This window comes from Ramlibacter monticola (assembly GCF_016722785.1).
Classification (GTDB): Bacteria; Pseudomonadota; Gammaproteobacteria; order Burkholderiales; family Burkholderiaceae_C; genus Ramlibacter; species Ramlibacter monticola.
Window position 1 is genome coordinate 872029 of the sequence record NZ_JAEQNE010000002.1, and the last position, 22917, is coordinate 894945.

The following is a 22917-nucleotide window of genomic DNA, read 5'->3' on the forward strand; positions in this document are numbered from 1 at the left end:
CCATGATCGACAACTTCTCCCACACCCAGGTCGTGCGCAAGACGGTGATCGCCACCGAGGGCGGCGTGGTCGCCTCGCAGCACAAGCGTGCCGCGCAGGTGGGCGCCGCGGTGCTCGCGGCCGGCGGCGACGCGGTCGATGCCGCCGTGGCGACCTCGTTCGCGCTCGGCGTGGTGGAACCCTGGATGAGCGGGGTCGCGGCCGGCGGCTGCATGGTGCTGTGGCGGGCGGACGAGCAGCGCGCGCGCGTCGTGGACTACGGCATGCGCTCGCCGCGTGCGCTGGACCCGGCCGACTATCCGCTCACCGCGGACGGCCGCAGTTCCGACCTGTTCCCCTGGCGCGCCGTGGTGGACGACCGCAACGTGCAGGGCGCGACGGCCGTGGCCGTGCCGGGCGTGGTCGCCGGCATGGCGCTGGCGCACGCGAGCTACGGCCGCAAGCCGTGGCGCGAGCTGGTCACGCCCGCCGTGGGGCTGGCCGAGGAAGGCCTGCTCGCCGACTGGTACTCCGGGCTGGTGATCGCCTCGGCGGCCAAGCCCCTGTCGCAGGACCCCGATGCCGCCGCGATGTTCCTCGACGACGGCCGCTGGCCGATCGTGGGAGCCTGGAACGGCTCGGCTGACCGGCACCTCGACCAGAAGGTCCTGGCCCGCAGCCTGCGGCAGATCGCCGAGGAGGGCCCGCGCGCGCTCTACCAGGGCAGCCTCGCGCAGGCCCTGGTGCGCGACGTGCGCGCCAAGGGCGGCTGCCTGGGCGAGGACGACCTCGCGGCCTACCAGGCGGAGTGGGCCGAGCCGCTGGCGGTGCCCTACCGCGGCGGCACGGTGTACGCGGCACCCGGCCTCACCGGCGGGCCCACCTACGCGCACGCGTTGCAGATGCTGGAGCGCGAACTGGGCGACCCGGGCGGCGCGCCCGACGCGCATGCCTACCGCGCCCTCGCGCGCTCGCTCGACGCGGCCTTCCGCGCGCGCCTGTCGGACATGGGCGACCAGGACGCGCCGCAGGCGCCAGGCTGCACCACGCACTTCAGCGTGGTGGACCGGCACGGCAACCTGTGCGCCGTCACGCAGACCCTGCTGTCCATCTTCGGCTCGCGCGTGGTGTCCCCCTCCACCGGCGTCCTGTTGAACAACGGGATCATGTGGTTCGACCCCGAGCCGGGCAAGCCGAACTCGCTGGCGCCCGGCAAGCGCGTGCTGGCCAATTACTGTCCCGTGGTGGGCGTGGCGGCGGACGGGCGCCGCTTCGCGCTGGGCGCCTCCGGCGGCCGCAAGATCCTCGGCGCGGTGCTCCAGCTGAGCTCCTTCCTGATGGCGCACGGCATGTCGCTGGAGCAGGCGTTCCACCAGCCGCGCATCGACGTCAGCGGCGGTGGCCAGGTCACGGCCGACGCCTCGCTGCCGCGCGAGGTGTTTTCCGCGCTGGCGCTCGAACTGCCCACGACGGCGGCGCGCCGCGTGGTGTTTCCCTACGCGTTCGCCTGCCCGGCCGGCGTGCTGCGCGACGGCCAGCGGAACATGGGTTGCACGGAGATCATGTCGCCCTGGGGCGACGCGGTGCACGAGGCAAACGCGCCCTGAAGGCGCCGGGGATTCCGCGCTTCGCGGCTCAGGCCAGGCCGAGCTCCGCGCAGGCGCCCATTGCGGCCCGGCGCGGCGAGAGCGCCAGCGTGACCGCCGTGTCGCCCTGGAGTGCGCTGGCCAGCCGCGCGGCCCGCGGCTGCCAACTGCTGGAGGGGCCGAGGCTCTGGCAGGTTTCGGCCGAGATGTGGATGGAGCCGGGCGGCAGCCGCTCGGCGGAGTCGCCCGCCTCGCGCGCCTCGGGACCGATCGCCAGGCGCCGCTCGCCGTCCTCGTGCTCGAACACCGCGCTGGTGGAGTCGGTCGTGAGCAGGGTCATGCGCAGGCTGTAGCTGGAGGAACGCTGCAGCAGCAGCGCCATCTGCAGGGCATCGCGCGCCCGCGCGAACACCAGGACGCAACGCTGGTCGCAACGTTCGACGCGGCCGTCGTGGCGGGCGGCCGTCCTCCCGATCTCCTCCGGAGTCCAGTCGAAATCCAGGGTGTCCGTGCACAGGAAGGTGACCGTCTCGCGTTCGAAACGGATGCGCTCGTAGCCCGGGCCAAGGAACACCTTGCGCCACAGCTCCTGCGTGTAGTCGGCCAGCAGCCGCTCCGACAACGCCTCGAGCAGGCTCGCGTGCTCGTTCGCTCGCATCTTGTCCACCTTTCCTTGCCCGCTCCCCCCACCCGCTCATTCGTTCATTGAATGTGTCGGAGTGTGTCAAAGGACCGCCCGGCCGTACAGGCTGACGATTCAGTAAAGACTGTCGGTGGAATGCCTAAGCGTGCCCGGGCGGGTGGTGCGGCGTGGCGGGGTCGCCCGCGGCGGCGGCGGCGGCCTGACGGGCCGGAATGGCGGCGGTCCAGGTCGCCACGTCCTCTTCCGTCATGGTGCTGGCAGCGGTGAGGCGGCCGTCCAGGTAGCCCAGCTGCTCCACGTCGTGCAGGTACTGCTCGCGCGACAGCAGCGTGCCGCCGCAGACGTGCGGGTCCTGGGCCGGAGCCTGCTGCACCTCGGCCGCCAGCCGTGCCAGCAGGTCCTGCATCACCCACGCCGGGATGCGATGGCGCTCGCCGGGGTAGATGAAGCCGAACAGCGTGAGATGCGCCAGCAGCACGCGCCAGTTGCGGCCGAAGCGCTCCAGCAGGCCGGGCCAGTCGAGCCGTTCCGCGTTGGCCTGCAGCAGGTGCGCGATGTCGGCGCCGTCGTAGCGCTCGCGCTCCATGATGAAGGCCTTGGACAGCATGCTGTCTTCCATGTTGGCCACGCGCACCGGCACGCCGAGGATCTCGGCGACGGCGTTGTCGTGGAACCAGCGATCGTCCACCGGCGTGACGCCGTTGCCCGAGTTGAAGATCAGGTCGATGAAGTCCTCGCCCGCATAGACCTTGGCCAGCCAGTGCGGGTAGCTCATTTCGGTATTCCAGCCCTGGCCCCGCATCAGCTCGGCGATGTGCTCGTAGTCCTGCCGGCGGATGAAGAGGTCCAGGTCCTTGGTGGCCCGGCGGATGCCGGTGAAGCAGGCGTGGGAGAAGGCGCCGCCGACCAGGAAGGGCACGCCTGCATCCGCCAGCGTCTGCAGGGCGCGCCGATAGAACGCGGCCGTTTCCGGGGCGACTTCCTCCTCCAGCGAAGGGGCGAGGGGCATGGTGGAACACATGGCCCGGAGCTTGGGTCCGCGCCGCGTTTCCCCACCTCGGCGGGGACGCTAAAACACACTGGACATGGCACCTCATCGACCGTCGGCGCGCGCCTACAGCCGTCCGCACGGATGGACGATGCTCCTGGCGCGGCAGCGCAGGCAGGATGACGGACCATGAGCCAATCCCCCAGCACCGTGCGCTTCGCCGTCGTGGGCGACATCCATGTGACCAAGGACTCCGCCGGCACCCTGCGCGGCTTCTTCGCGCAGGCGGCCGACACGGCCGACGCGCTGCTCCTGTGCGGCGACCTCACCGACTACGGGACGGCGGAGGAAGCCCACGTGCTGGCGGACGAACTCAGCGCGGTGAAGGTGCCCGTGGTCGCGGTGCTGGGCAACCACGACTACGAGTCCGGCACGCCCGAGGTCGTGGCCGAGACGCTCAAGAAGGCGGGCGTGCGCGTGCTCGATGGCGAAGCCTGCGAGATCCAGGGCGTGGGCATCGCGGGCGCCAAGGGGTTCTGCGGCGGGTTCGGGCGGGGCTCGCTGGGCGCCTGGGGCGAGCCGGTCATCAAGATGTTCGTGCAGGAGGCGCTGCACGAAGCGATGAAGCTGGAGGCGGCGTTGGCCAAGCTGCGCACGCCGCGCCGCATCGCGCTGCTGCACTACGCGCCGATCTGCGGCACGGTGGAGGGCGAACCGGCCGACATCTTCCCCTTCCTCGGCAGCAGCCGGCTGGAGGAGCCGCTGTTGCGCTATCCTGTCGACGCCGTCTTCCACGGGCACGCGCACCGCGGCACGCTGGAAGGGCGCACCATCAACGGCGTGCCGGTCTACAACGTGGCCCGACCCCTGCTCCTGCGCAAGAGGCCCGACCAGCCGCCGTTCCACCTCTTCGAGTTGCCGCGCGAACAGCCCGGCACCGAGACCCTGGTGGGCACGGTGAGCGCCAGCGCGGCCGCCGCAGCCCATGGACACCACTGAACACCACCCACCCCGCATCGCCCTCATCGCGCACGACCGCAAGAAGGCCACCATCGTCGACCTCGCCCGGGAGTTCAGGCCGGTGCTGCGCCAGTGCAGCCTGTGCGCCACCGGCACGACCGGCAGCCGCATCGCCGCCGAGACCGGCCTGGAAGTCACGCGCATGCTGAGCGGCCCGCTCGGTGGCGACCTCCAGATCGGCGCGCTGCTCGCCTCCGGCCAGATCGACATGGTGATCTTCCTGCGCGACCCGATGACGCCGCAGCCGCACGAGCCGGACATCAACGCGCTGGTGCGCGCCTGCGACGTGCACGACGTGCCCTGCGCGACGAACGAGGCCAGCGCGCGCATGCTGCTCTCGCTGGTCGCGGCGCGGCACGGGCTCAGCGCGGAATAGCCGACCGGGCCTAACATTCGGCGCATGAGGCGCCCGCCCGCTTCCCTGCAATGGTCCGCCGCCGTGGCCGCGACGGCCGCCGCGACGCTGGCCTGCGTGGGGCTGGACGCCAGCATGTCGGTCGCGGGGCTCGCGATGGTGTACCTCGTCGCGGTGGTGCTGACGGCCGTCACGCTGGACCGCGGGCCGGGCATCCTCGCCTCGCTCCTGTGCGTCTCGGCGCTCAACTTCTTCTTCGTCCCGCCGCGCTACAGCTTCGACGTGGCCGGCGCCGAATACTGGTGGACGCTGGCGGTGCTGCTGGGGGTCTCGCTGGCGCTCAACACCCTGATCGGCTGGCTGCGCAGCGGACGCGGGCGCGCCGAGGCGGGCGAGCAGCGGGCGGGGCAACTGCATGCGCTGAGCGAGGCGCTGGCGCAGTGCGAAGGCCACGAGGCGATGGCGCAGCGCGCGGCCGGATGGCTGCACGCCGAGCTGCGGCGACCCTGCGCCGTGTTCGTGGCGCAGGGTGAAGGCAGCGAAGCGCGCTGCTTCGCCGCGGGCGCCGCCGGCGAAACGTTCCATCCCGCGTCCGCCCGCTGGGCGATGGAGCAGGCGCGCCGGCTCGGGCGCGGCTGCGACGACTGGCCGGACCTGCCGCTGTGGTGTGCGCCCTTCCCGGGCCGCGCCCCCGCGGGCGCCGTGCAGTTGCTGCTAGATCGCACCGTGCGGCCCGCGGCCGGCGAGCAGCAGCATTGGCTCGCCCTGGTGCGGCAGGTGGCGCTCTCGGTGGAGCGCGAACGCGCCGGCGAAGCCGCGCGCCGGGCCCAGGACAGCGCCCGCGCCGAGGCGGCGCGCAACACGCTGCTGGCCTCGCTCTCGCACGACCTGCGCACGCCGCTGGCGGGCATCCTGGGCAGCGCCAGCGCGCTGCGCACCCAGGGCCAGGCCATGGCCGAAGCGCAGCGGGAGAAACTGCTGGCGAACCTCGAGGACGAAGCGCGCGACCTCACCCTGATGGCCGACAACATCCTGCAGATGGCGCGCCTGTCGCAGCCCCATTCGGAACTGAAGCTGCAGTGGGAGTCGCTCGAGGAGATCCTCGGCGCCGCCACCGTGCGGATGCGCCGGCGCTGGCCGCGGGCCCGGCTCGAGTTGCGCGTCGCGCCGCAGCTGCCGCCGGTGCGGGCCGAGGCCCACCTGCTCGCGCAGCTGGTGGCCAACCTGGTCGACAACGCGGTGCGGCACGGCGGCGAGCAGCCGCACATCGTCGTCCGCGCGGGGCGCAGCCGCGAAGGCGTGTTCGTCGCCGTGCGCGACCACGGCGCGGGGCTGCCGCCCGGCGATCCGCAGCAGCTGTTCCGGCGTTTCCAGCGGCACGGCGGCGAAGGCAACACGGGGCTCGGGCTGACGATCTGCCGCCTGATCGCGGAGGCGCACGGCGCCCAGGTGGAGGCGCGGCGCTGCGAACCCGGCGCCGAGTTCCGGCTGGACCTGCCGGTGGTGGTGCAGGAGCTGCCGCTGTGACGCGCCCGGCGATCCTGGTGGTGGAGGACGAGAGCGCGATCGCGCAGTTCGTCGCGGCCAGCCTCGGTGCCGCCGGCATGGCGCCGCGCGTGGCCGGCAGCATCGGAGGCGCCGAAGCGGACCTGGGCGCGGCGCCGGCGGAGCTGCTGATCGTCGATCTCGGCCTGCCCGATGGCGACGGCGTCGACTTCATCGCCCGCCTGCGGCAACACCGGACGACGCCGATCCTCGTGCTGTCGGCGCGCACCCAGGAAGCGCAGAAGATCGCCGCGCTCGACGCCGGGGCCGACGACTACCTCACCAAGCCCTTCGGCGTGGGCGAGCTGCTGGCGCGCGTGCGCGCCATGCTCCGGCGCTCGGCCACCCCGCCCGCGCCGGCGCCGCGGCTGGAGGTGGGCGAGCTCGCCTTCGACCGGGAGGCGCACGAATTGCGGCTCGCCGGCGAAGCCCTGCACCTGACGCCGCTGGAGTGGCGCCTGTTCGAGCGGCTGGCCCGCGCACCCGGGAAGGTGGTCACGCACCGGCAGCTGCTGGCCGACGTATGGGGCAGCGAGCAGGTCGACCAGCTGCATTACCTGCGCGTCTACATGGGGCACCTGCGCGCCAAGATCGAGCGCGACCCGGCCGAGCCGCGCTACCTGCTGACGGAGCTGGGGGTGGGGTACCGGCTGGCGGACGAGTAGCGTCTTTATGCGATTTTGATGCGGCGCGGGCGAGAACGTGGTCCTGACCCACGAAGGAACTGGACCGCCTCATGGAAGCCTCAGCCGCGCTGGCCCGCACGCCGGCGGAGCACCCCGCGCACCGGGGCGGCACCGCTGCGCTGACGCTCGCCGCGCTGGGCGTCGTCTATGGCGACATCGGCACCAGCCCGCTGTACACGATCAAGGAGATCTTCTCGGCCTCCACCGGCGTGCCGGCCGACGCGGAGAACGTGATCGGGGCGGTGTCCGTCGTGTTCTGGCTCCTGATGCTGGTGGTCACGCTGAAATACGTGGCGCTCATCATGCGCGCCAGCAACGACGGCGAGGGCGGCATCATGGCCCTTCTGGCGCTGGCCTCGCGCACGGCGGCCGGCCAGCCGAAGCTGCGCCACCGGCTGCTGCTGCTCGGGACCTTCGGCGCCTGCCTGTTCTATGGCGACAGCGTGCTGACGCCGGCGATCTCCGTGCTGAGCGCGGTCGAGGGGCTCGAGGTCGTGGCGCCGGCGCTGAAGCCCTGGGTGCTGCCGCTGGCCATCGCGATCCTGGTGGGCTTGTTCGCCGCCCAGCGGCAGGGCACGGGCACGGTCGGCCGGTGGTTCGGGCCGGTGGTGATCGCCTGGTTCCTCGTCATCGGCGCGGTCGGCGCCTGGCAGGTCGCGCAGGCGCCGGAGATCCTGCGGGCCGTCGATCCGCTGCACGCCTGGCGCTTCCTGCACGCCCGCGGGTGGGGCCTGTTCGTGGCCGTGGGCGCCGCGGTGCTCGCCATCACGGGCGCCGAGGCGCTCTACGCCGACATGGGGCACTTCGGCAAGCGGCCGGTCCGCATCGCGTGGTCGGGGCTGGTGCTGCCGGCGCTGGCCCTCAACTACGCGGGACAGGGGGCCCTGCTGCTGCGCAATCCCGCGGCCATCGACAACCCGTTCTTCCTGAGCTTTCCCTCGGCGGCGCTCGTCCCCGCCGTGGTGCTGGCGACGGCGGCGACCATCATCGCCTCCCAGGCCGTGATCTCCGGGGCCTACTCGCTGACGCAGCAGGCGATCCACCTCGGCTTCCTGCCGCGCATGCAGGTCGTCCACACCTCGGCGCGCGAGCGCGGCCAGATCTACATCCCCTTCCTCAACTGGGTGCTGCTGGCCGCGGTGGTGCTGGCCTCGCTCGGCTTCGGCAGTTCGTCGGCCATGGCGTCCGCGTACGGCATCGCCGTCACCGGGACCATGCTGATCACCAGCCTGCTGACCTGGTTCGTGGTGCGCCGCGCCTGGGGCTATCCGCTCTGGCTCTCGGTCGGCGCGACGGTCTTCTTCGCCGCGCTCGACCTGCTGCTGGTGCTGTCCTGCGCGACGAAATTCCTGGAGGGCGGATGGTTCCCGGTGGCGCTCGGCGCCGCCATGCTGGTCGTGATGAGCGCATGGCACCGGGGAAGGGAGTTGCTCGTGGAAACCTTGCGTGCCGACCTGCTGCCGCTGGCCGGATTCGTCGATGGCCTGGCGCGCGACGCCGAAGTCGTGCGCGTGCCCCGCACCGCCGTCTTCCTCTCGGCCCAGCCCCTGGTGGTGCCGCAGGCGTTGCTGCACAACCTCAAGCACAACCTGGTGCTGCACCAGCGCAACGTGGTCCTGACCCTGTGCTTCCACGAACAGCCGTGGGTGTCCCCCGCGCAGCGCCTGGAGGTCCAGGATGTCGGCCACGGCTTCTGGCAGGTCTGGCTGCACTTCGGCTTCATGGACACGCCCGACGTGCCGGCGGCGCTGGAGCAGTGCGCGGCGCACGGGCTGGCCATCGACCTGTTCGCGACCTCGTTCTTCCTCAGCCGCGAGACGGTGGTGCCGCGACCGCGCGCCGGCATGGCCCGCTGGCGGCAGAACCTGTTCGAGGCGATGTCGCGCAACGCCGGCCGCGCGGTGGACTACTTCGGCATCCCGGGCAATGCCGTCATCGAACTGGGGACGCGCGTGCAGCTCTGAGCCGGGCCGTTGCGCCCTCATCCTCCTGGGCCTTCCGCCGGGAACGCAGTTGGTGCATGCTCGCGCCCATCCACCTTCGCAGTAGAGGGGAACGCCGATGCGCACGTTCGGCCCGAGACCGAGGACTCCCCCGACGGCGGCGGCCCAGCGCGTCGCGCCACGGCACGATCCGGGCTCCATCGAAATCCTGCATCGGACGATGGGGAACCAGGCCGTGCAGCGGATGCTGCAACTCGGCAGTCCGGGAAGTCACGCACCGGCAACGGTCCAGCCGAAGCCGATGGTGGATCGGCCGGGCGACGCCTTCGAGCGGGAAGCCGATCGCGTGGCCGACCAGGTCGCCGGCTCGTCCGGGACCGGCGCCCTTCCGGTGAGCCCCTCGAGCGCGCCCGCGGCGGTGCGGATGAAATCCATCGGAACGCCGGCCGCGTCGCCCGCCGACACGTTGCCGATTGCGCAGCAAGGCCTGGGGTCACCCGGCCACGCCATCGACGGGGCGACCCGCCGGTCGATGGAGTCGCGGCTCGGGGTCGACCTGTCGAACGTGCGCGTCCACACCGACGGCGCGGCCGCGGCCTCGGCGAATGCCTTGTCCGCCAGGGCCTTCACCCACGGTGAACACATCGCGTTCGCCGAAGGCGCGTACCGACCGGAGACGACCGAAGGCCGCCGCCTGCTGGCGCACGAGCTCACGCACGTGGCGCAGCAACGGGGCGGCCGCCCCGTGGTGCAGAGAAAGGAAGCCCCCAAGGAGGAGGCGCAGGGCACCGTGGGCACCGCCGCCCCGATCGTGGAAGTCAAGGCGGTCCAGGGGCAGACCGGTGCCGCCTGGGGCTACGACGCCAACGGCGGGATGACGCTGATCGAAATCCTCGCCAACACGCTGGGGCCGGGCGCCTACACGATCTCGCCGACGGTGCCTCCACACGGATCCACCGATCCGGACTACGTCCAGTACGTGGGCCCCGGATTCTCCTGGCGGCAACCGGCCGCGAACTTCCGGCCCGGCGAGAAGGTCACTGTGACCATCGCGGCGAAGACGGCGGATCGCTTCGCCGCCCTGCCGGAATACATCAGGAACCACCTGCTGGCGAGGGTGGCGACCGGTTCCTCCGCGCTCGACCTGGAACGCCTCGCCGACGAAGGCGAAAGGCTCGTGAGCGAAGGCATCACCGCGGCGGATCTCGCCCTGGCCGCCAATGCGGGCAGCGCGATCGAGGTCGAAGGTGCTGCGCCCCGCGAAGATCTCGTCGACTCGCTGCGCCGGCGCGGGTTTTCCGACTTCCCGTCGCGCGAGGAATACGATCGCCGCCTCGCCTGGCAGACGGCGCACTCATCGGACTACCGCAGGTGGTGGACCAACGACGATCTCGCCGCGTGGTGGAAGGAGTTCCCCGAGGAGGCCCGCGACGACTGGAACAAGTTCGTCAACGACCTCTACACGAGCGACAAGCAGGACGAGGAAGCGAAGTGGCTGGAGGCCTTCCGCCGCATCGACTCGGCCGCGGGCATCGCCAACGTGATCGCGGTGGTCACCGTCATCTTTGCGGGTGGCTTCGTGGGCGCGGAAGCCGCGGCCGTGCTTCCCGAGATTCCCGCGCTGCCGGCCACGATCCAGGGCGTGCCGACGGCGGTGTGGGCCAAGACCCTGGCCGCCGCGGGATTCGGTGCGTCCTACCTGAGTCACGTGGTTTCGCGTTCCACGGAGGGCGCCGAGCACGGCGAAACCAATCCTTTCGTGATCGCGGCAACGGCTTTCGACGATGCGATGGGTGCGGGCAAGGTGTACGAATCGATCGGCAACCAATCGCTGCTCACGGGAGAGGACCTCCACCTGAGCACGTCCGAACGCGTCGTCGGCGGGCTGGTCGGGGGTCTGGAAACGCTCATGAATTTCTGGGGCGCCAAGGATTTCATCGGCGAGCCGGTGCCCACGGTCAAGGTGCCCGAAAAGCCGACCCCGCCGGTGGAGCCCCAGGCGCCCCCGCCGGCGCAGGGCGCGTCGGGCGTGGCACCCTGGACGGCCGATGAACTGGCCGCGATGCAGGAGCAGGGCATCACGAACATCGGGGAGTTCAAGGCCGCCCGGGAAGCCGGGAAGCTGAAGGTCGCCGAACAGCAACAGGCCGTCGAGATCGTGCAGGCCGAAGCGCAGCCCAAGGTGGCGCAAATGTCCGGCGGCGGAGGCGGCTCCCGCGTGACGCCAGTCCGCTCCTCGGGCTCCGGCACGACGTCGACGGTGACCTCGTCGGGCGCCGGCGGGACGTCCACCCGCATCGGCCCGTTCAAGCGCGTGGGCCCCTCCACGGGGCAACGCACCCCCTACGATCTCGAGGCGGCCGCGGGCGGGCAGGCCGACGAGGCCGACGACCTGCTCGAAAGCATGAACGCGCTGAAGGGCCGCGATCCCGCCGCGGAAGGCAAGCTGATCGAAGGCGAGTTCGACCCGGCCAACGTGCGCCGGACGCCCGCGGTGCGGGTGACCGAATACGACCCCGCGGTCGGCGATTCGGCGCTCCTGGGCAAGCGGCTGCGCGCCGAGGGCCGGCTCCCCTCCGGGCCCGGTGCCCAGGCCCACCACATGGTGCCCTCCAACGAACCGATGGCGGACCAGGTGCGCAACTTCATCCGCGAGCGCGGGTTCAAGGACATCAACGACCCCGACAACGGCGTCTGGCTGCCGACCGGCAAGCAGACCACCAACATCCGCGGCGAGTTCAAGCACGAATTCACGTTCGACAACGCTTCGTTCGGCGGCGAGTACTTCCACCGGCTGGAGGACATCTTCATGGTGGAGGGCATCACGGAAACCGGCATCCGGCTGAGGATGCGCATGCTGCGCGAGAGCCTCCTGAAGGGCGAGCTTCCGCCGGCCGAAGCCTTCGCGAACCTGCCGCTGTGAGGCGGTCGCGCCGGCGGGGCTACACCGCGCCGCGGTGGCGGTCGGCCCACCCGGCCCACAAGGGGAAGAGCCAGGCGGCGAGGCCGACCCAGGCCACCGCGCGCGCGTCCGGCGGCGGCGGCGAGACGAGGTTGGCGAGCCAGATCGCCAGCAGGAACAGCACGAGGGCTCCCAGCGCGTAGCGCCCCACGCCGTCGCGCGCCCGGGTGGCACGCAGGTACAGCCCCAGGCCCGCGGCCATCAGCATGCCCTCGACGAGCAGCGTGCCGGGGACGCTGTTCCACAGGCCCAGCCCCAGCTTCGTGCTGCCGCCCGGCGCGAGCGGCAGGTCCGGCCGGTGCGCCACGAAATCGAGCAGCCAATGGCTGAACACCAGGGCGGCGAGCACGCAGCGCGCGCGGCTGCCGCGCACCCAGGGCGACAGGGCCAGCGCGAACAGCGCCGACCAGGCGAGCGCCAGCACCAGGCTGTGGGTCCAGGGATAGGCCACGAAATCGAGCGGCGTGAACGCCGTGTTGCCGGGGTCTATGCGCACCTGCTCGATGCCGAGCAGCAGGAACACCGGCCACACCAAGTCCAGCCAGCCGGCGGCCGCGAACAGCACGCCCAGCGACACCTCAGGCGCCACCCTCTTGGCCGCCAGCGCCACGGCGGCATGTCCGATGAACAAAGGCCCCTCCTGCGTTCCCGCGAGGCGACTCACTCCAGCCGGATGTCCGCCTCCTTCACCACCTTGCCCCAGCGGGTGAGTTCCTGCTGCAGGTACTCCGCCATCTCCTCGGGACTGGAGGGCGTGGGCTCGACTCCGGCGTCGAACAAGGCCTTCTTCGTGTCGGGCGCGGCCATCAGCTTGCCGATCTCCGCATTGAGCTTGTGCACGATCTCCTTCGGCGTGCCGGCGGGCGCCAGCAGCGCCAGCCACACCGCAGCGTCGTAGCCGCCCACGCCCGCCTCCTGCAGCGTGGGCACGTCGGGCAGCTGCGGGGCGCGCCTGCCGGTGGTCACGGCCAGGGCCCTGAGACGCCCGTTCGGCACCTGCGCGAGGGCATTGGGCACGCCGGCGAAGCTGCTCTCGACGATGCCAGCCACCAGGTCCTGCGCCGCCCCGGAGCTGCCGCGATACGGCACGTGCTTCAGCGGCGCGCCCGTCAGCGACACGAACAGGCCGCCCATCAGGTGCTGCGCGCTGCCGTTGCCGGAGGACGCGTAGTGGATCGTGTCCGGCGCGGCCTTGGCCAGCGCGACGAACTCCTGCACGTTCTTCGCCTGCACCTTGGGATGCACCAGCAGCACGTAGGGCGACTCCACCAGCTTGCCCACCACGGCGAAGCTCTTGACGGGGTCGTAGGGCAGGCTTTTGTAGAGCCAGGGGCTGATCACGTGCGTGCTCGACACCATCACCAGCGTGTAGCCGTCGGGCGGCGACTTGGCGACGAAGTCGGTGCCGATGGTGGAGCCCGCCCCCGGCTTGTTCTCGATCACGAACTGCTGCCCCAGCGCCTGCGACAGCTTCTGCCCCAGGATGCGCGCGGTCACGTCGGTGAAGCCGCCCGGCGCGAACGGGACGATCAGCTTGACCGGGTGCGTGGGCCAGGCCTGTTGCTGCGCGAAGGCGGGCGCACCGCCAGCCGCCACGGCCGCCGCCAACACCAGCGCGGGGACTGCGAAGCGCATGGCGTCACCCCCTGTAGAGGGGCTCCTGCAGCGTGTAGAACGCGTGCAGGATGTGGTACACGTTCATGTAGTTCTTCTGCTGGAAGCTGGCGTGCGAGATGCCCTCCATCACGGTGAACTGCTTGTTCGGATGGGGCAGGCGCGCGAAGAAGGCGAGCAGGTCGCCCACGCTCGCGATGCCGTCGAACTCGCCGCGCAGGACGATGGTGGGCACCTCGATGCGCTCCGGGTCCACCAGCGGCAGCTTCGAGCACATGTCCACGTAGGTGCCGGTGGGCATGGAGGAATCGAGCGTGAGGATGGCGTCGGCGAAGGCCTCCACGGTGGCCTCGTCCGCCGTGCCCGGGTGGTCCCGCTCGAAGATGCTGTGCACGAAGGCGCGGTCGATCGGGCGCCGGTTCCTCGCCTGGAACTCGGGCAGCTTCTTGCGCCGCTGCTCCAGCGTGGGGCTGCCCTCGCCGGTCCACACGAAGGCGTCCAGCGCCAGCTTCGCCACCCGCTCCGGATGGCGCTGCGCGAACAGCGCGGCCTTCAGCGCGCCGGAGGAGATGCCGTACATCAGCAGGTTTCGCGCGCCGGTGGCCTCCAGCACGTAGCCGGTGCCGGCCTCGAGGTCATCGGCCCCGTTGGCGATGTCGCAGTTGATGGCGCGCTCCTTGCCGGAGCGGCCGTAGCCCTCGTTGTCCATGGTCCAGGTGTCGAAGCCCTGGGCCGCGAACCAGTCCATCGCGGAGGAGAAGGGTCGGCCCGGCACCTGCAGGTCGAAGGTGGGCTGCGAGGCCATGGAGGAGCCGTGCACGAAGAACAGCGTGCCCCGGTGCGGCACGCCCGCGGCGGGCTTCTTGTTCCACAGGAACAGGCGCACGTCGCCCTTGCTCGTCCAGTGCTCGGTGCCGCCCGTCCACTTCACGTCCTTCATGCTTTTCGTTCTCCGCTGGGGTTGTGGGTGCGGGCCATTCTGGAAGCCGCGCTCCGCCCTGCGTATGCGGGTTTGCCGGGAGGAGGCGCGCCGCGATTCCAGCTCATGCGGACCGCCTCCGTTGCCGGGGCCCGACACGCGGACGGTCCCCGGTTTTGACCCAGCTCATGAAAGTCGCATTCCGGCACCCTGGTGCCGACGCACGGGATCTTGTCCTACAGAAGGGCCGGCTCCGGCTCCTATGCTGGGGCCCGCGAGTAGGGAAGGGACCGAGGAGACATGGACATCTGCGACGGCGACAAGTGCGCCCGCGCCGGAAAGGGCGGTTGCCCCGAACCCGTGGGCTACCGCATCCGGAGCGCCCGCCCCATCTGGGGCGCCCTGTGGCCCCGGCCCGGAGCCCACGAACTGGACGTGGCCCACCGCTGCGTCGCGGTCGCGATGGCGGCGAAGAGCCGTACCGAACCGGGCGCGGCCATCCAGGTGATCCACGTCGACACCGGGCAGGTCGTGTACCAGAAGCCCTCCGAGCCGCCCCGCGAAGGATTCGCGGCCGCCTGAGGCCGGCCCGGCCACGGGCCGTCGCCACGGTCCGGCTGGGGCTTGACCTGGCGCAAACTTGTGGGAACCCACAATGTCGCGGGTTTCTCCCGATCCCCAGAATCCGCGGTTTCCTCTAGCCCCAGGATTCGCTGCCATGCTCCCCCCGACCTTCGAAGCGGCTGCGCGCAAGCCGCTCTACCGTTCCCTCTACTTCCAGGTGATCTGCGCCGTCATCGCCGGCGTGCTGCTGGGCCACTTCTATCCGCAGCTCGGCGCGGAGATGAAGCCCCTCGGCGACGGCTTCATCAAGCTGATCAAGATGCTGATCGCCCCGATCATCTTCTGCACGGTGGTGGTGGGCATCGCGGGCATGGAGGACATGAAGAAGGTCGGCAAGACCGGCGGCCTGGCGCTGCTGTACTTCGAGGTCGTCAGCACGATCGCGCTGATCATCGGCCTGGTGGTGGTGAACGTGCTGCAGCCCGGCGCCGGCATGAACGTCAACCCGGCTTCGCTCGACACCAAGGGCATCGCGGCCTACACCGGCCCGGGCAAGATGGCGTCGACCACCGACTTCCTGCTGAACGTCATCCCGACCACGGTCTTCGATGCGTTCACCAAGGGCGACATCCTGCAGGTGCTGCTGTTCTCGGTGATGTTCGGCTTCGCGCTGCACCGCTTCGGCGGCCGCGGCACGCTGGTGTTCGACATGATCGAGAAGAGCTCGCACGTGCTGTTCACCATCGTGGGCTACGTGATGAAGGTCGCCCCGATCGGCGCGTTCGGCGCCATGGCCTTCACCATCGGCAAGTACGGCGTCGGCTCGCTGTTCTCGCTCGGCAAGCTGATGGGCGCGTTCTACCTGACCTGCCTGCTGTTCGTCTTCCTGGTGCTGGGCACCATCGCCCGCGCGCACGGCTTCTCCGTGTGGAAGCTGATCAAGTACATCAAGGAAGAACTGCTGATCGTGCTGGGCACGTCCTCCTCCGAGTCCGTGCTGCCGCGCATCATGGAGAAACTGGAGAACCTGGGCGCCAAGAAGAGCACCGTGGGCCTCGTGGTCCCCACCGGCTACTCCTTCAACCTCGACGGCACGTCGATCTACCTGACGATGGCGGCCGTGTTCATCGCCCAGGCGACCGACACGCCCTTGACCATCATGCAGCAGATCACGCTGCTGGCCGTGCTGCTGCTCACGTCCAAGGGCGCCGCCGGCATCACCGGCAGCGGCTTCATCGTGCTGGCCGCGACGCTCTCCGCGGTGGGCCACGTGCCGGTCGCGGGCCTGGCGCTGATCCTGGGCATCGACCGCTTCATGTCGGAAGCACGCGCGCTCACCAACCTGGTGGGCAACACGGTGGCGACGCTGGTGGTGGCCCGCTGGACCGGCGACCTGGACATGGCCAAGCTCAACAAGCACCTGGCGCAGCCGAACGCGCTGGAAGCCGACGAGCCCGAAGTCGTGCTGGATGCGAAGACCGAGCACATGGCCGTCCGGTCCGCGGCCGCTCCCGCGAGCAATTGACCTTTCTTAAGCGCGGCCCCCGTGGGCCGCTCCAGAATCCTGCATGGTTCGCGCCTTGCAGGATTTTTTTTGGCCGGGAGCGGCACGCCCCTTCGCGCTCGCCGTCGCCCTGGTGAGCGGGGCGCTCTGCATCGTCGGCGCCGCCGTGGCGCAGGTCGCCCCCCCGGACTGGCCGCAGGACCTGTTCGGGTCGCTGCCCGAGGCCCCCACCGACGCACCACCCCCGCCGGTGCTGGACCCGGCCAACCCGGATCACGCGAAGCTGCAGCGGCCGCAGGAGTCCTTTGCGGTCCTGCCGGCGGACGGGCGCGGCAAGCCCGACTGGGTGCGGGCGCTGCGCGAGGGGCTGATCCAGCCGCGCGCCTCGGTGCGCGGCGAGCAGGAGGCCATGACCCTGCTGGACCTGGACATCCTCATGAAGAACACGGCGCAGATGCCGTACGTGAAGTTCCCGCACGCGGCGCACACGCCCTGGCTGGCCTGCACGAACTGCCATGACGGCCTGTTCGTCCCCAAGGCCGGCGCCAATCCGACGACGATGCCGAAGATCCTGGCCGGCGAATCGTGCGGCGTCTGCCACTCCAAGGTGGCCTTCAGCGCCATGTTCACCTGCGAGCGCTGCCACAGCGTGCCGCAGCCGGGGCAGCAGCGGTGGTGGTGAGGGGCGGGGGGGAAATACAAATACCTAAACCAGATACCGAACGCACAGGGCGCAAAGGTCCCGCAGAGGACGCAGAAAAAACCAATAAAGGGAAAACCTTTTGAGGTCTTTTCTGCGTCCTCTGCGTATCCTTTGCGCCCTCTGCGTTCGGCTGTTTGGTTTTCCAGGACCTACACGTACGACCCCCGCGTCGGCGGCGCGTGCCGCAGGTGCAGCGCGATGTCCAGCGCCGCCAGGTGGTTCGCGTCGCGGGTGAGGATCGCGTCGGCCAGCGGCAGGAAGACTTCCTCCTCCAGCTGCGCGTGCTCCAGGTAGATCTCCACCAGCGCCGCGATGTCCTGGCGGAAGCCCGGCGCGCCGTGCGGCTTGCCCTGCGCCGTCAGCGCCACCGCGGGGCGCAGCCTGTGCCACATCTTCTCGATGCGCCGGTGGTCGGCCGCGAGCCGCGCCACCAGTTCCTGCACCCGGTGCCCTTCGCGGATGTCGGTGCAGCTCTTCTGCACGTGCACGAAGAGCTCCTGCTCCTCGTCCGCGTGGTGCTCGTGCACCACCCGGTCGAACAGCGTCAGCGTCAGGTGCGCGAGCTGCCGCGCCCGCTCCAGCGCCTCGGCCAGTGCGGGCAGGTTTTCCAGGGCATGCAGCCCTTCGATGATATGTTCGTGGGCGCCGTGGAATTCGTTCACGGGGCCATGCAGCTCCACCGCCGGGGGCATTCCGGCGCCCTTCTTGCCTTGCTCGGCATCCATCGTATGTTTGCTCCTGCTAACCGCTGGCGCCAGTCTGGGCGCCGATCCGCCCCCGGGTCTTGACGTGCGTCAACCGCCTCTTTCCCACCGCGCCGAATGATCCGCCCATGAAGCTGGCGCTGCTGTCCGACCTGCACGCGAACCGGCGGGCGCTGCTCGCCTGCCTCGCGCATGCCCGGCAGCTGGGGGCGGACCAGTTCGCCTTCCTCGGCGACCTGGTCGGCTACGGCGCCGAGCCGGTGGCCGTCCTGGAACTCGTGATGGAGCTCGCCGGGCGCGGCGCCTTCGTCGTGCGGGGCAACCATGACGCAGCCGCGGCGCAGGGCCCCGGGATCGGCGGCACCGGCGAGCAGCTCGCGGCCACCTGGACGCAGGCGCAGCTGGCGCCCGAACACCGCGATTTCCTGGCCGCCCTGCCGCTGACCGCCACCTTCGAGGACGCCCTGCTGGTGCACGCCGACCCCCATGCCCCGGCGCGCTGGCAGTACCTGGACCGCCCCGCGCTCGTGGCGCGCGCACTCGGCGCCGCCCAGCGCCGCGGCGCGCGCAAGGTGTTCGTCGGCCACGTGCACCAGCAGCAGCTCTATTACCGCGCGGCCGACGGCCACCCCATGGCCTTCGCGCCGGTGCCGGGCGTGCCGGTCCCGCTGGCCGCGCACCGCATGTGGCTCGCCGTGGTCGGCTCGGTCGGCCAGCCGCGCGACGGCGACCCGCGCGCCATGTATGCCCTGCTTGACGTGGCGCAGTCGCGGCTCGCCTTCCACCGCATAGCCTACGACCACACCGCCGCCGCCGCGGACATCCGCGCCGCCGGCCTGCCGGAAAGCTTTGCGCTGCGACTGGAGCGGGGACGATGAGACTGGAAGAGGGAACGGCGATCGACGGCTTCGTGATCGGCCCGCGGGTGCACGCGGGCGCGATGGCCGAGATCTACCGTGTCCGCTACGACGGCGGCCGTCCCGACCCGGGCTTCCCGATGATGATGAAGCTGCCGCGCATGGGCGGTGGCGAGGGCGCCGAGAACCTGGTGGGCTTCGAGGTCGAGCACCAGATGCTGCAGGCGGTGCACGGCCCGCACGTGCCGCGCTTCGTCGCCGCAGGCGACATGGGCCGGCTGCCCTACCTCGTCATGGAGTACATCGAGGGCCGCACCCTGCAGCAGATGCTCGACGAGATGTCGCCGTTGCAGCGCCGCCCCGGCCCCCGGGAGATCGCGCGCTGGGGCCGCGCCATCGCGCTGGCCGCGCACAGCCTGCACCGGCAGAACGCGGTGCACCTGGACCTGAAGCCCGCCAACGTGATCTTCCGTGCCGACGGCTCCTGCGTGCTGCTGGACTTCGGCCTGAGCTGGCACGCGCACTTCCCCGACCTGCTGGCCGCCGACATGCGTCCCGCGATCGGCTCGCCCGCCTGGATGGCCCCCGAGCAGGTGGTGGGCATGCGCGGCGACCCGCGCAGCGACGTGTTCGCCATCGGCGTGATGCTCTACGAGCTGGCCACCGGCGAGCTGCCCTTCGGCGCGCCGAGCACCTCGGGCGGGCTGCGCCAGCGCCTGTGGATGGACCCGTCGCCGCCGCGCGCGCTGAACCCCGACGTGCCGCCCTGGCTGCAGGAGATCATCCTGCACTGCCTGGAGACGGCTGCAGCGAACCGGCCCCCCTCGGCCGCGCACCTGGCCTTCGACCTCGGCGACCCGCAGCAGGTGCAGGTCGGGCCGCGCGGGCTGCGCACCACGCGCACCTCCTTCAGCTCGCAGTTCCGGCGCTGGATCCGCGCCGCCGGCATGCACTACGAGCCGAGTCCGCTGCCCACCGAGCGCATCGCCGAGGTGCCGATCGTGATGGTGGCGGTGCCGCACCACGACACGACGGACGCGGTGCTCTACGGGCTGCGCGAAGCCGTCAAGCGTTCGCTGGGCATCCGCCCCGGTGCCCGGCTCGCCTGCGTCACGGTGGTGGACGGCAATCCGCAGGTGGAGGAAGCGGTCGTGCACCGCTACCACAACGAACAGCTGCGCCAGTGGAGCCGCGGCATCGACCTGCACGATCGCCAGGTCTCCTACCACGTGCTGCAGTCCGACGACGTGGCCGGCGCCCTGCTGGCCTATGCCGAGTCCAACCACGTCAGCCTGATCGTGATCGGCGCGGCCACCCACGGCCTGGCGCTGCGGCGCTGGATCCCCACGGTGCCCGCCCGCGTCGCGGCAGAGGCGCCCTGCAGCGTGCTGCTGGTCAAGGACGCGGCGCCCTTCGCCCTGCTGCGCCAGGCTGCCGCCGAGATCGAGGAACAGGAGTGGTGACCCTGCCGGGGTGATCGGGTAAGACCCCCTCCCCCGGCCTCCGGCCGCCTTGGGATACTGCGCGCTCCAAACCCGGAGCACGCATGACACAACAACCGGCGTACACCTCGCCCACCGAACGCGTGCAGGCCTGGGCCGAAGGGCCCACCCTGCACATCCGCTTCAACAATCCCGAGCGCCACAACGCCCTGTCCGTCGACATGTGGCAGGCGGTGCCGCCGCTGCTGCGGCAGGCGGAGCAGGACGAGGCCATCCGGCTGGTCGTGTTCTCCGGCGCCGGCGACAAGGCCTTCGTCTCGGGCGCCGACATCTCGCAGTTCGAGGACATGCGGGCCGCGCGCGAGGCGGTCAGGCAATACGAGGCCATGGCCGAAGAGGCGCTGATGGCGATCTATCACTGCGCCAGGCCCACCCTCGCCTGCATCCGCGGCTACTGCATCGGCGGCGGCGTGAACGTGGCGATCAGCTGCGACCTGCGCATCGCCAGCGACGACGCTACCTTCGCCATCCCGGCCGCCCGGCTGGGCCTGGGCTACCGCCTCTCGGCGCTGAAGAACCTGGTGGACCTGGTGGGCGTCGGCACGGCGAAGGACCTGTTCTTCACGGCGCGCCGCATCGCCGCCGCCGAGGCGAAGTCGCTCGGCCTGATCACCCGGGTGTGCCCAGGGGACGAGCTCGACGCGCTGCTGAAGGAGTACATCGACGCGCTGGCGCAGAACGCTCCGCTGACGGTGTACGCGGGCAAGCGGATCATGCAGGAGATCCTCGAGCCCGACGCCGACCTCGACCGCGACCTGTGCCAGGGCCTGATCCGCGCCTGCTTCGAGAGCGAGGATTACGCCGAGGGCCGGCGCGCCTTCATGGAAAAGCGCAAGCCGCAGTTCCGGGGGAAATGAGATGCGCGCCTGGTGGCTGAACACGGACGACCACGAAGCGCGCACCGAGCTGCGCGAGACGCCGCTGCCCGAGCCCGGGCCGCGCCAGCTGCTGGTGCGCGTGCGCGCGGCCGGCCTCAACCGCGGCGAGTTCATCATCGGCGGCCTCACCAAGGCCGGCAGCGCCAAGCCCCTGGGCATCGAGGGCGCCGGCGAGGTGGTGAAGGCGGGCGCCGAGGCCACGCGCTTCGCGCCCGGCGCGCGCGTGATGGGCCGCTTTCCCGGCGCGATGGCGGACTACGTGCTGGCCAACGAGGCCGACGCGATGCCGGTGCCGGACGCGCTCACCTGGGAAGAGGCCGGCGCCATGCCGACCACCTACATGGTCACGCACGACATGCTGGTGCTGCAGGGCGGACTGCGCGCCGGCGGCTGGCTGCTGGTCACCGGCGTGACCGCCGGCGTGGGCGTGGCCTCGCTGCAGCTCGCCAAGGCGCTGGGCGCGAAGGTGATCGGCACCTCGGGCTCGCGCGAGAAGCTCGCGCGGCTGCAGGCGCTGGGCCTGGACGTGGCGGTCTGCACGCGCGCGCCCGACTTCCAGGCGCAGGTGATGGACGCCACCGGCGGCACCGGCGTGAACCTGGTCGTCAACAACGTGGGCGGCACGGTGTTCGCGGAATGCGTGCGCTGCCTCGCGTTCGAAGGGCGGCTGGCGACCGTGGGCTACGTCGACGGCGTGCTGAAGTCGGAGATCGACCTGCAGGCCCTCCATGCGAAGCGGCTGGTGCTGTTCGGCGTGTCGCAGAAGATGACCAGCGCGGCGCAGAAGGCCGAGGGCGCGCGCCGCTTCGAGCAGGAGATGCTGCCGCTGGCGGCGCAGGGCAGGCTGCGGCCGCTGGTCGACCGCGTGTTCGCCTTCGACCAGCTCCCCGCCGCGCGGGCGCACATGGAGGCGAACGCGCACGTCGGAAAGATCGTGATCGCAGGAGGACAGTGATGTTCGGATCCTTCGTGGCCGGCGCGCTGGCCTTCGCGTTCTGCGGCGCCGTCGCCGCGCAGACCCCCGGCTGGCCCGAGCGGCCGGTGAAGCTGGTGGTGGGGTTCACGCCCGGCGGGGCGGCCGACTACGTGGGCCGCGCGGTGGGCGACGCGCTGGCCCGCGTGCTGGGGCAGCCGATCGTCATCGACAACAAGCCGGGCGCGGGCTCGAGCATCGCGACGGACTTCGTGGCCAAGGCCGCGCCGGACGGCTACACGCTGCTGATCGCCAGCCCGAGCTCGATCTCGGTGAACCCGGCGATCGATCCCAAGTGGGCCGGCGGGGTGCAGAGCCTCGTCCCCGTCTCCAAGCTCACGGCCTCGCCGCTGGTGGTGGCGGCCAATCCGCAGCTGGGGATCAAGTCGATCGCCGAGCTGATCGAGTACGCGAAGAAGAACCCGGGCAAGGTGAACTTCGCCCATGCCGGCATGGGCTCGGCGCCGCACCTCGGCGGCGTGCTGTTCAACCAGCTCGCCGGCGTGAACATCACGCCCATTCCCTTCAAGGGCGGCGCGCCCTCGGTGCAGTCGGTGATCGCGGGCGACACGCAGGTGACCTTCGCCACGCCGCCCTCGGTGCTGCCGCAGATCAAGGGCGGGCGGCTGGTGGGCCTGGGCGTGACCACGACCGAGCGCTTCCCGCTGGTGCCCGACCTGCCGGGCATGCGGGAAGCGGGCCTGCCGAACTACCGGATCGACTTCTGGTACGGCTTCTTCGTGCCCGCCGGCACGCCGCCGGAGATCGTGAAGAAGCTGTTCGAGGCGACCCAGCTGGCGCTGCAGAGGCCCGAGGTGAAGGCCGCGCTCGCCCGCGAAGGCACCGACGTCTCCGCCTCGGCGTCGCCAGCGGACTTCGCGGCGTTCATCCGGGAAGAGAACAAGTTCTGGGCGAAGCTGGCGAAGGATTCGGGCGCCAAGGCGGATTGATGGAATTCCTCCCTCCCCCGCCGGGGGAGGGCCGGGTAGGGG

Annotated in this window: 21 protein-coding genes; 15 read left to right on the top strand and 6 right to left on the bottom strand. The window is 71.1% G+C overall.

What is annotated here, in order from left to right; translation table 11 throughout:
- The first annotated feature begins 2 nt into the window (after positions 1-2).
- Entirely contained in the window at positions 3-1586 is a 1584-nt protein-coding gene (locus JJ685_RS12060; protein ID WP_201674466.1) for a gamma-glutamyltransferase, read from the top strand.
- Between the two features lie 28 nt (positions 1587-1614).
- Here JJ685_RS12060 and JJ685_RS12065 read toward each other — a convergent pair whose 3' ends face one another.
- Both JJ685_RS12065 and JJ685_RS12070 read right to left on the bottom strand, forming a co-directional pair.
- Positions 1615-2223, bottom strand: coding sequence for a hypothetical protein (locus JJ685_RS12065; protein ID WP_201674467.1), 609 nt, complete (start codon positions 2221-2223; stop codon positions 1615-1617).
- A gap of 124 nt (positions 2224-2347) precedes the next feature.
- Positions 2348-3217 (bottom strand): nucleotidyltransferase, encoded by an 870-nt coding sequence (locus tag JJ685_RS12070; protein ID WP_236598888.1) that lies wholly within the window; start codon positions 3215-3217, stop codon positions 2348-2350.
- A 168-nt stretch (positions 3218-3385) separates the two neighbouring features.
- Between JJ685_RS12070 and JJ685_RS12075 the strand changes: the two genes are divergently transcribed.
- The 6 genes from JJ685_RS12075 (at position 3386) to JJ685_RS12100 (ending at position 11668) form a co-directional block, all read left to right on the top strand.
- Entirely contained in the window at positions 3386-4195 is an 810-nt protein-coding gene (locus JJ685_RS12075; RefSeq protein ID WP_201674469.1) for a metallophosphoesterase family protein, read from the top strand.
- Positions 4182-4592: a methylglyoxal synthase gene (locus JJ685_RS12080; protein WP_201674470.1), complete on the top strand. Its 411-nt coding sequence runs from the start codon at positions 4182-4184 to the stop codon at positions 4590-4592. The genes JJ685_RS12075 and JJ685_RS12080 overlap by 14 nt, the downstream gene beginning before the upstream one ends.
- 24 nt (positions 4593-4616) lie before the next feature.
- The gene (locus JJ685_RS12085; RefSeq protein ID WP_201674471.1) at positions 4617-6098 is read left to right on the top strand and encodes a sensor histidine kinase; all 1482 of its coding nucleotides are present in this window, start codon (positions 4617-4619) and stop codon (positions 6096-6098) included.
- Positions 6095-6781, top strand: coding sequence for a response regulator (locus JJ685_RS12090; protein ID WP_201674472.1), 687 nt, complete (start codon positions 6095-6097; stop codon positions 6779-6781). Before JJ685_RS12085 ends, JJ685_RS12090 begins: the two co-directional genes overlap by 4 nt.
- Before the next feature lie 71 nt (positions 6782-6852).
- A complete protein-coding gene (locus JJ685_RS12095; RefSeq protein ID WP_201674473.1) occupies positions 6853-8766 on the top strand; it encodes a potassium transporter Kup in 1914 nt (637 codons plus the stop codon).
- Between the two features lie 199 nt (positions 8767-8965).
- A complete protein-coding gene (locus JJ685_RS12100) occupies positions 8966-11668 on the top strand; it encodes an eCIS core domain-containing protein (RefSeq protein ID WP_201674474.1) in 2703 nt (900 codons plus the stop codon).
- 19 nt (positions 11669-11687) lie between these two features.
- Here the strand turns inward: JJ685_RS12100 and JJ685_RS12105 are convergent, their stop codons facing one another.
- Genes JJ685_RS12105 through JJ685_RS12115 form a run of 3 tightly spaced genes read right to left on the bottom strand, consistent with a single transcriptional unit; the run spans position 11688 to position 14261 of the window.
- The gene (locus JJ685_RS12105) at positions 11688-12338 is read right to left on the bottom strand and encodes a hypothetical protein (RefSeq protein ID WP_201674475.1); all 651 of its coding nucleotides are present in this window, start codon (positions 12336-12338) and stop codon (positions 11688-11690) included.
- 29 nt (positions 12339-12367) lie between these two features.
- Positions 12368-13342: a tripartite tricarboxylate transporter substrate binding protein gene (locus JJ685_RS12110; protein WP_201674476.1), complete on the bottom strand. Its 975-nt coding sequence runs from the start codon at positions 13340-13342 to the stop codon at positions 12368-12370.
- 4 nt (positions 13343-13346) lie between these two features.
- The gene (locus JJ685_RS12115; RefSeq protein ID WP_201674477.1) at positions 13347-14261 is read right to left on the bottom strand and encodes an alpha/beta hydrolase; all 915 of its coding nucleotides are present in this window, start codon (positions 14259-14261) and stop codon (positions 13347-13349) included.
- Between the two features lie 279 nt (positions 14262-14540).
- Between JJ685_RS12115 and JJ685_RS12120 the strand changes: the two genes are divergently transcribed.
- The 3 genes from JJ685_RS12120 (at position 14541) to JJ685_RS12130 (ending at position 16990) form a co-directional block, all read left to right on the top strand.
- Positions 14541-14822, top strand: coding sequence for a hypothetical protein (locus tag JJ685_RS12120; protein ID WP_201674478.1), 282 nt, complete (start codon positions 14541-14543; stop codon positions 14820-14822).
- A 136-nt stretch (positions 14823-14958) separates the two neighbouring features.
- The gene (locus tag JJ685_RS12125) at positions 14959-16329 is read left to right on the top strand and encodes a dicarboxylate/amino acid:cation symporter (protein ID WP_201674479.1); all 1371 of its coding nucleotides are present in this window, start codon (positions 14959-14961) and stop codon (positions 16327-16329) included.
- 43 nt (positions 16330-16372) lie between these two features.
- Positions 16373-16990, top strand: coding sequence for a c(7)-type cytochrome triheme domain-containing protein (locus JJ685_RS12130; RefSeq protein ID WP_201674480.1), 618 nt, complete (start codon positions 16373-16375; stop codon positions 16988-16990).
- A gap of 170 nt (positions 16991-17160) precedes the next feature.
- On the opposite strand, the gene JJ685_RS12135 is transcribed toward JJ685_RS12130, so the two are convergent.
- Complete coding sequence (locus tag JJ685_RS12135) at positions 17161-17736, bottom strand: hemerythrin domain-containing protein (RefSeq protein WP_201674481.1); 576 nt, start codon at positions 17734-17736, stop codon at positions 17161-17163.
- 107 nt (positions 17737-17843) lie between these two features.
- Between JJ685_RS12135 and JJ685_RS12140 the strand changes: the two genes are divergently transcribed.
- From JJ685_RS12140 to JJ685_RS12160, 5 genes are all read left to right on the top strand, one after another.
- Positions 17844-18593, top strand: coding sequence for a metallophosphoesterase family protein (locus JJ685_RS12140; protein ID WP_201674482.1), 750 nt, complete (start codon positions 17844-17846; stop codon positions 18591-18593).
- Positions 18590-20035 carry a serine/threonine protein kinase gene (locus JJ685_RS12145; RefSeq protein WP_201674483.1) on the top strand — a complete coding sequence of 482 codons (1446 nt, stop codon included), beginning with the start codon at positions 18590-18592 and terminating at the stop codon, positions 20033-20035. Before JJ685_RS12140 ends, JJ685_RS12145 begins: the two co-directional genes overlap by 4 nt.
- Positions 20036-20118: 83 nt before the next feature.
- Complete coding sequence (locus JJ685_RS12150) at positions 20119-20931, top strand: enoyl-CoA hydratase (RefSeq protein ID WP_201674484.1); 813 nt, start codon at positions 20119-20121, stop codon at positions 20929-20931.
- Between the two features lies 1 nt (position 20932).
- Entirely contained in the window at positions 20933-21907 is a 975-nt protein-coding gene (locus JJ685_RS12155) for a quinone oxidoreductase family protein (protein ID WP_201674485.1), read from the top strand.
- Positions 21907-22875, top strand: a complete 969-nt coding sequence (locus JJ685_RS12160) for a Bug family tripartite tricarboxylate transporter substrate binding protein (RefSeq protein WP_201674486.1) — start codon at positions 21907-21909, stop codon at positions 22873-22875. The genes JJ685_RS12155 and JJ685_RS12160 overlap by 1 nt, the downstream gene beginning before the upstream one ends.
- The last annotated feature ends 42 nt before the right edge of the window (positions 22876-22917 follow it).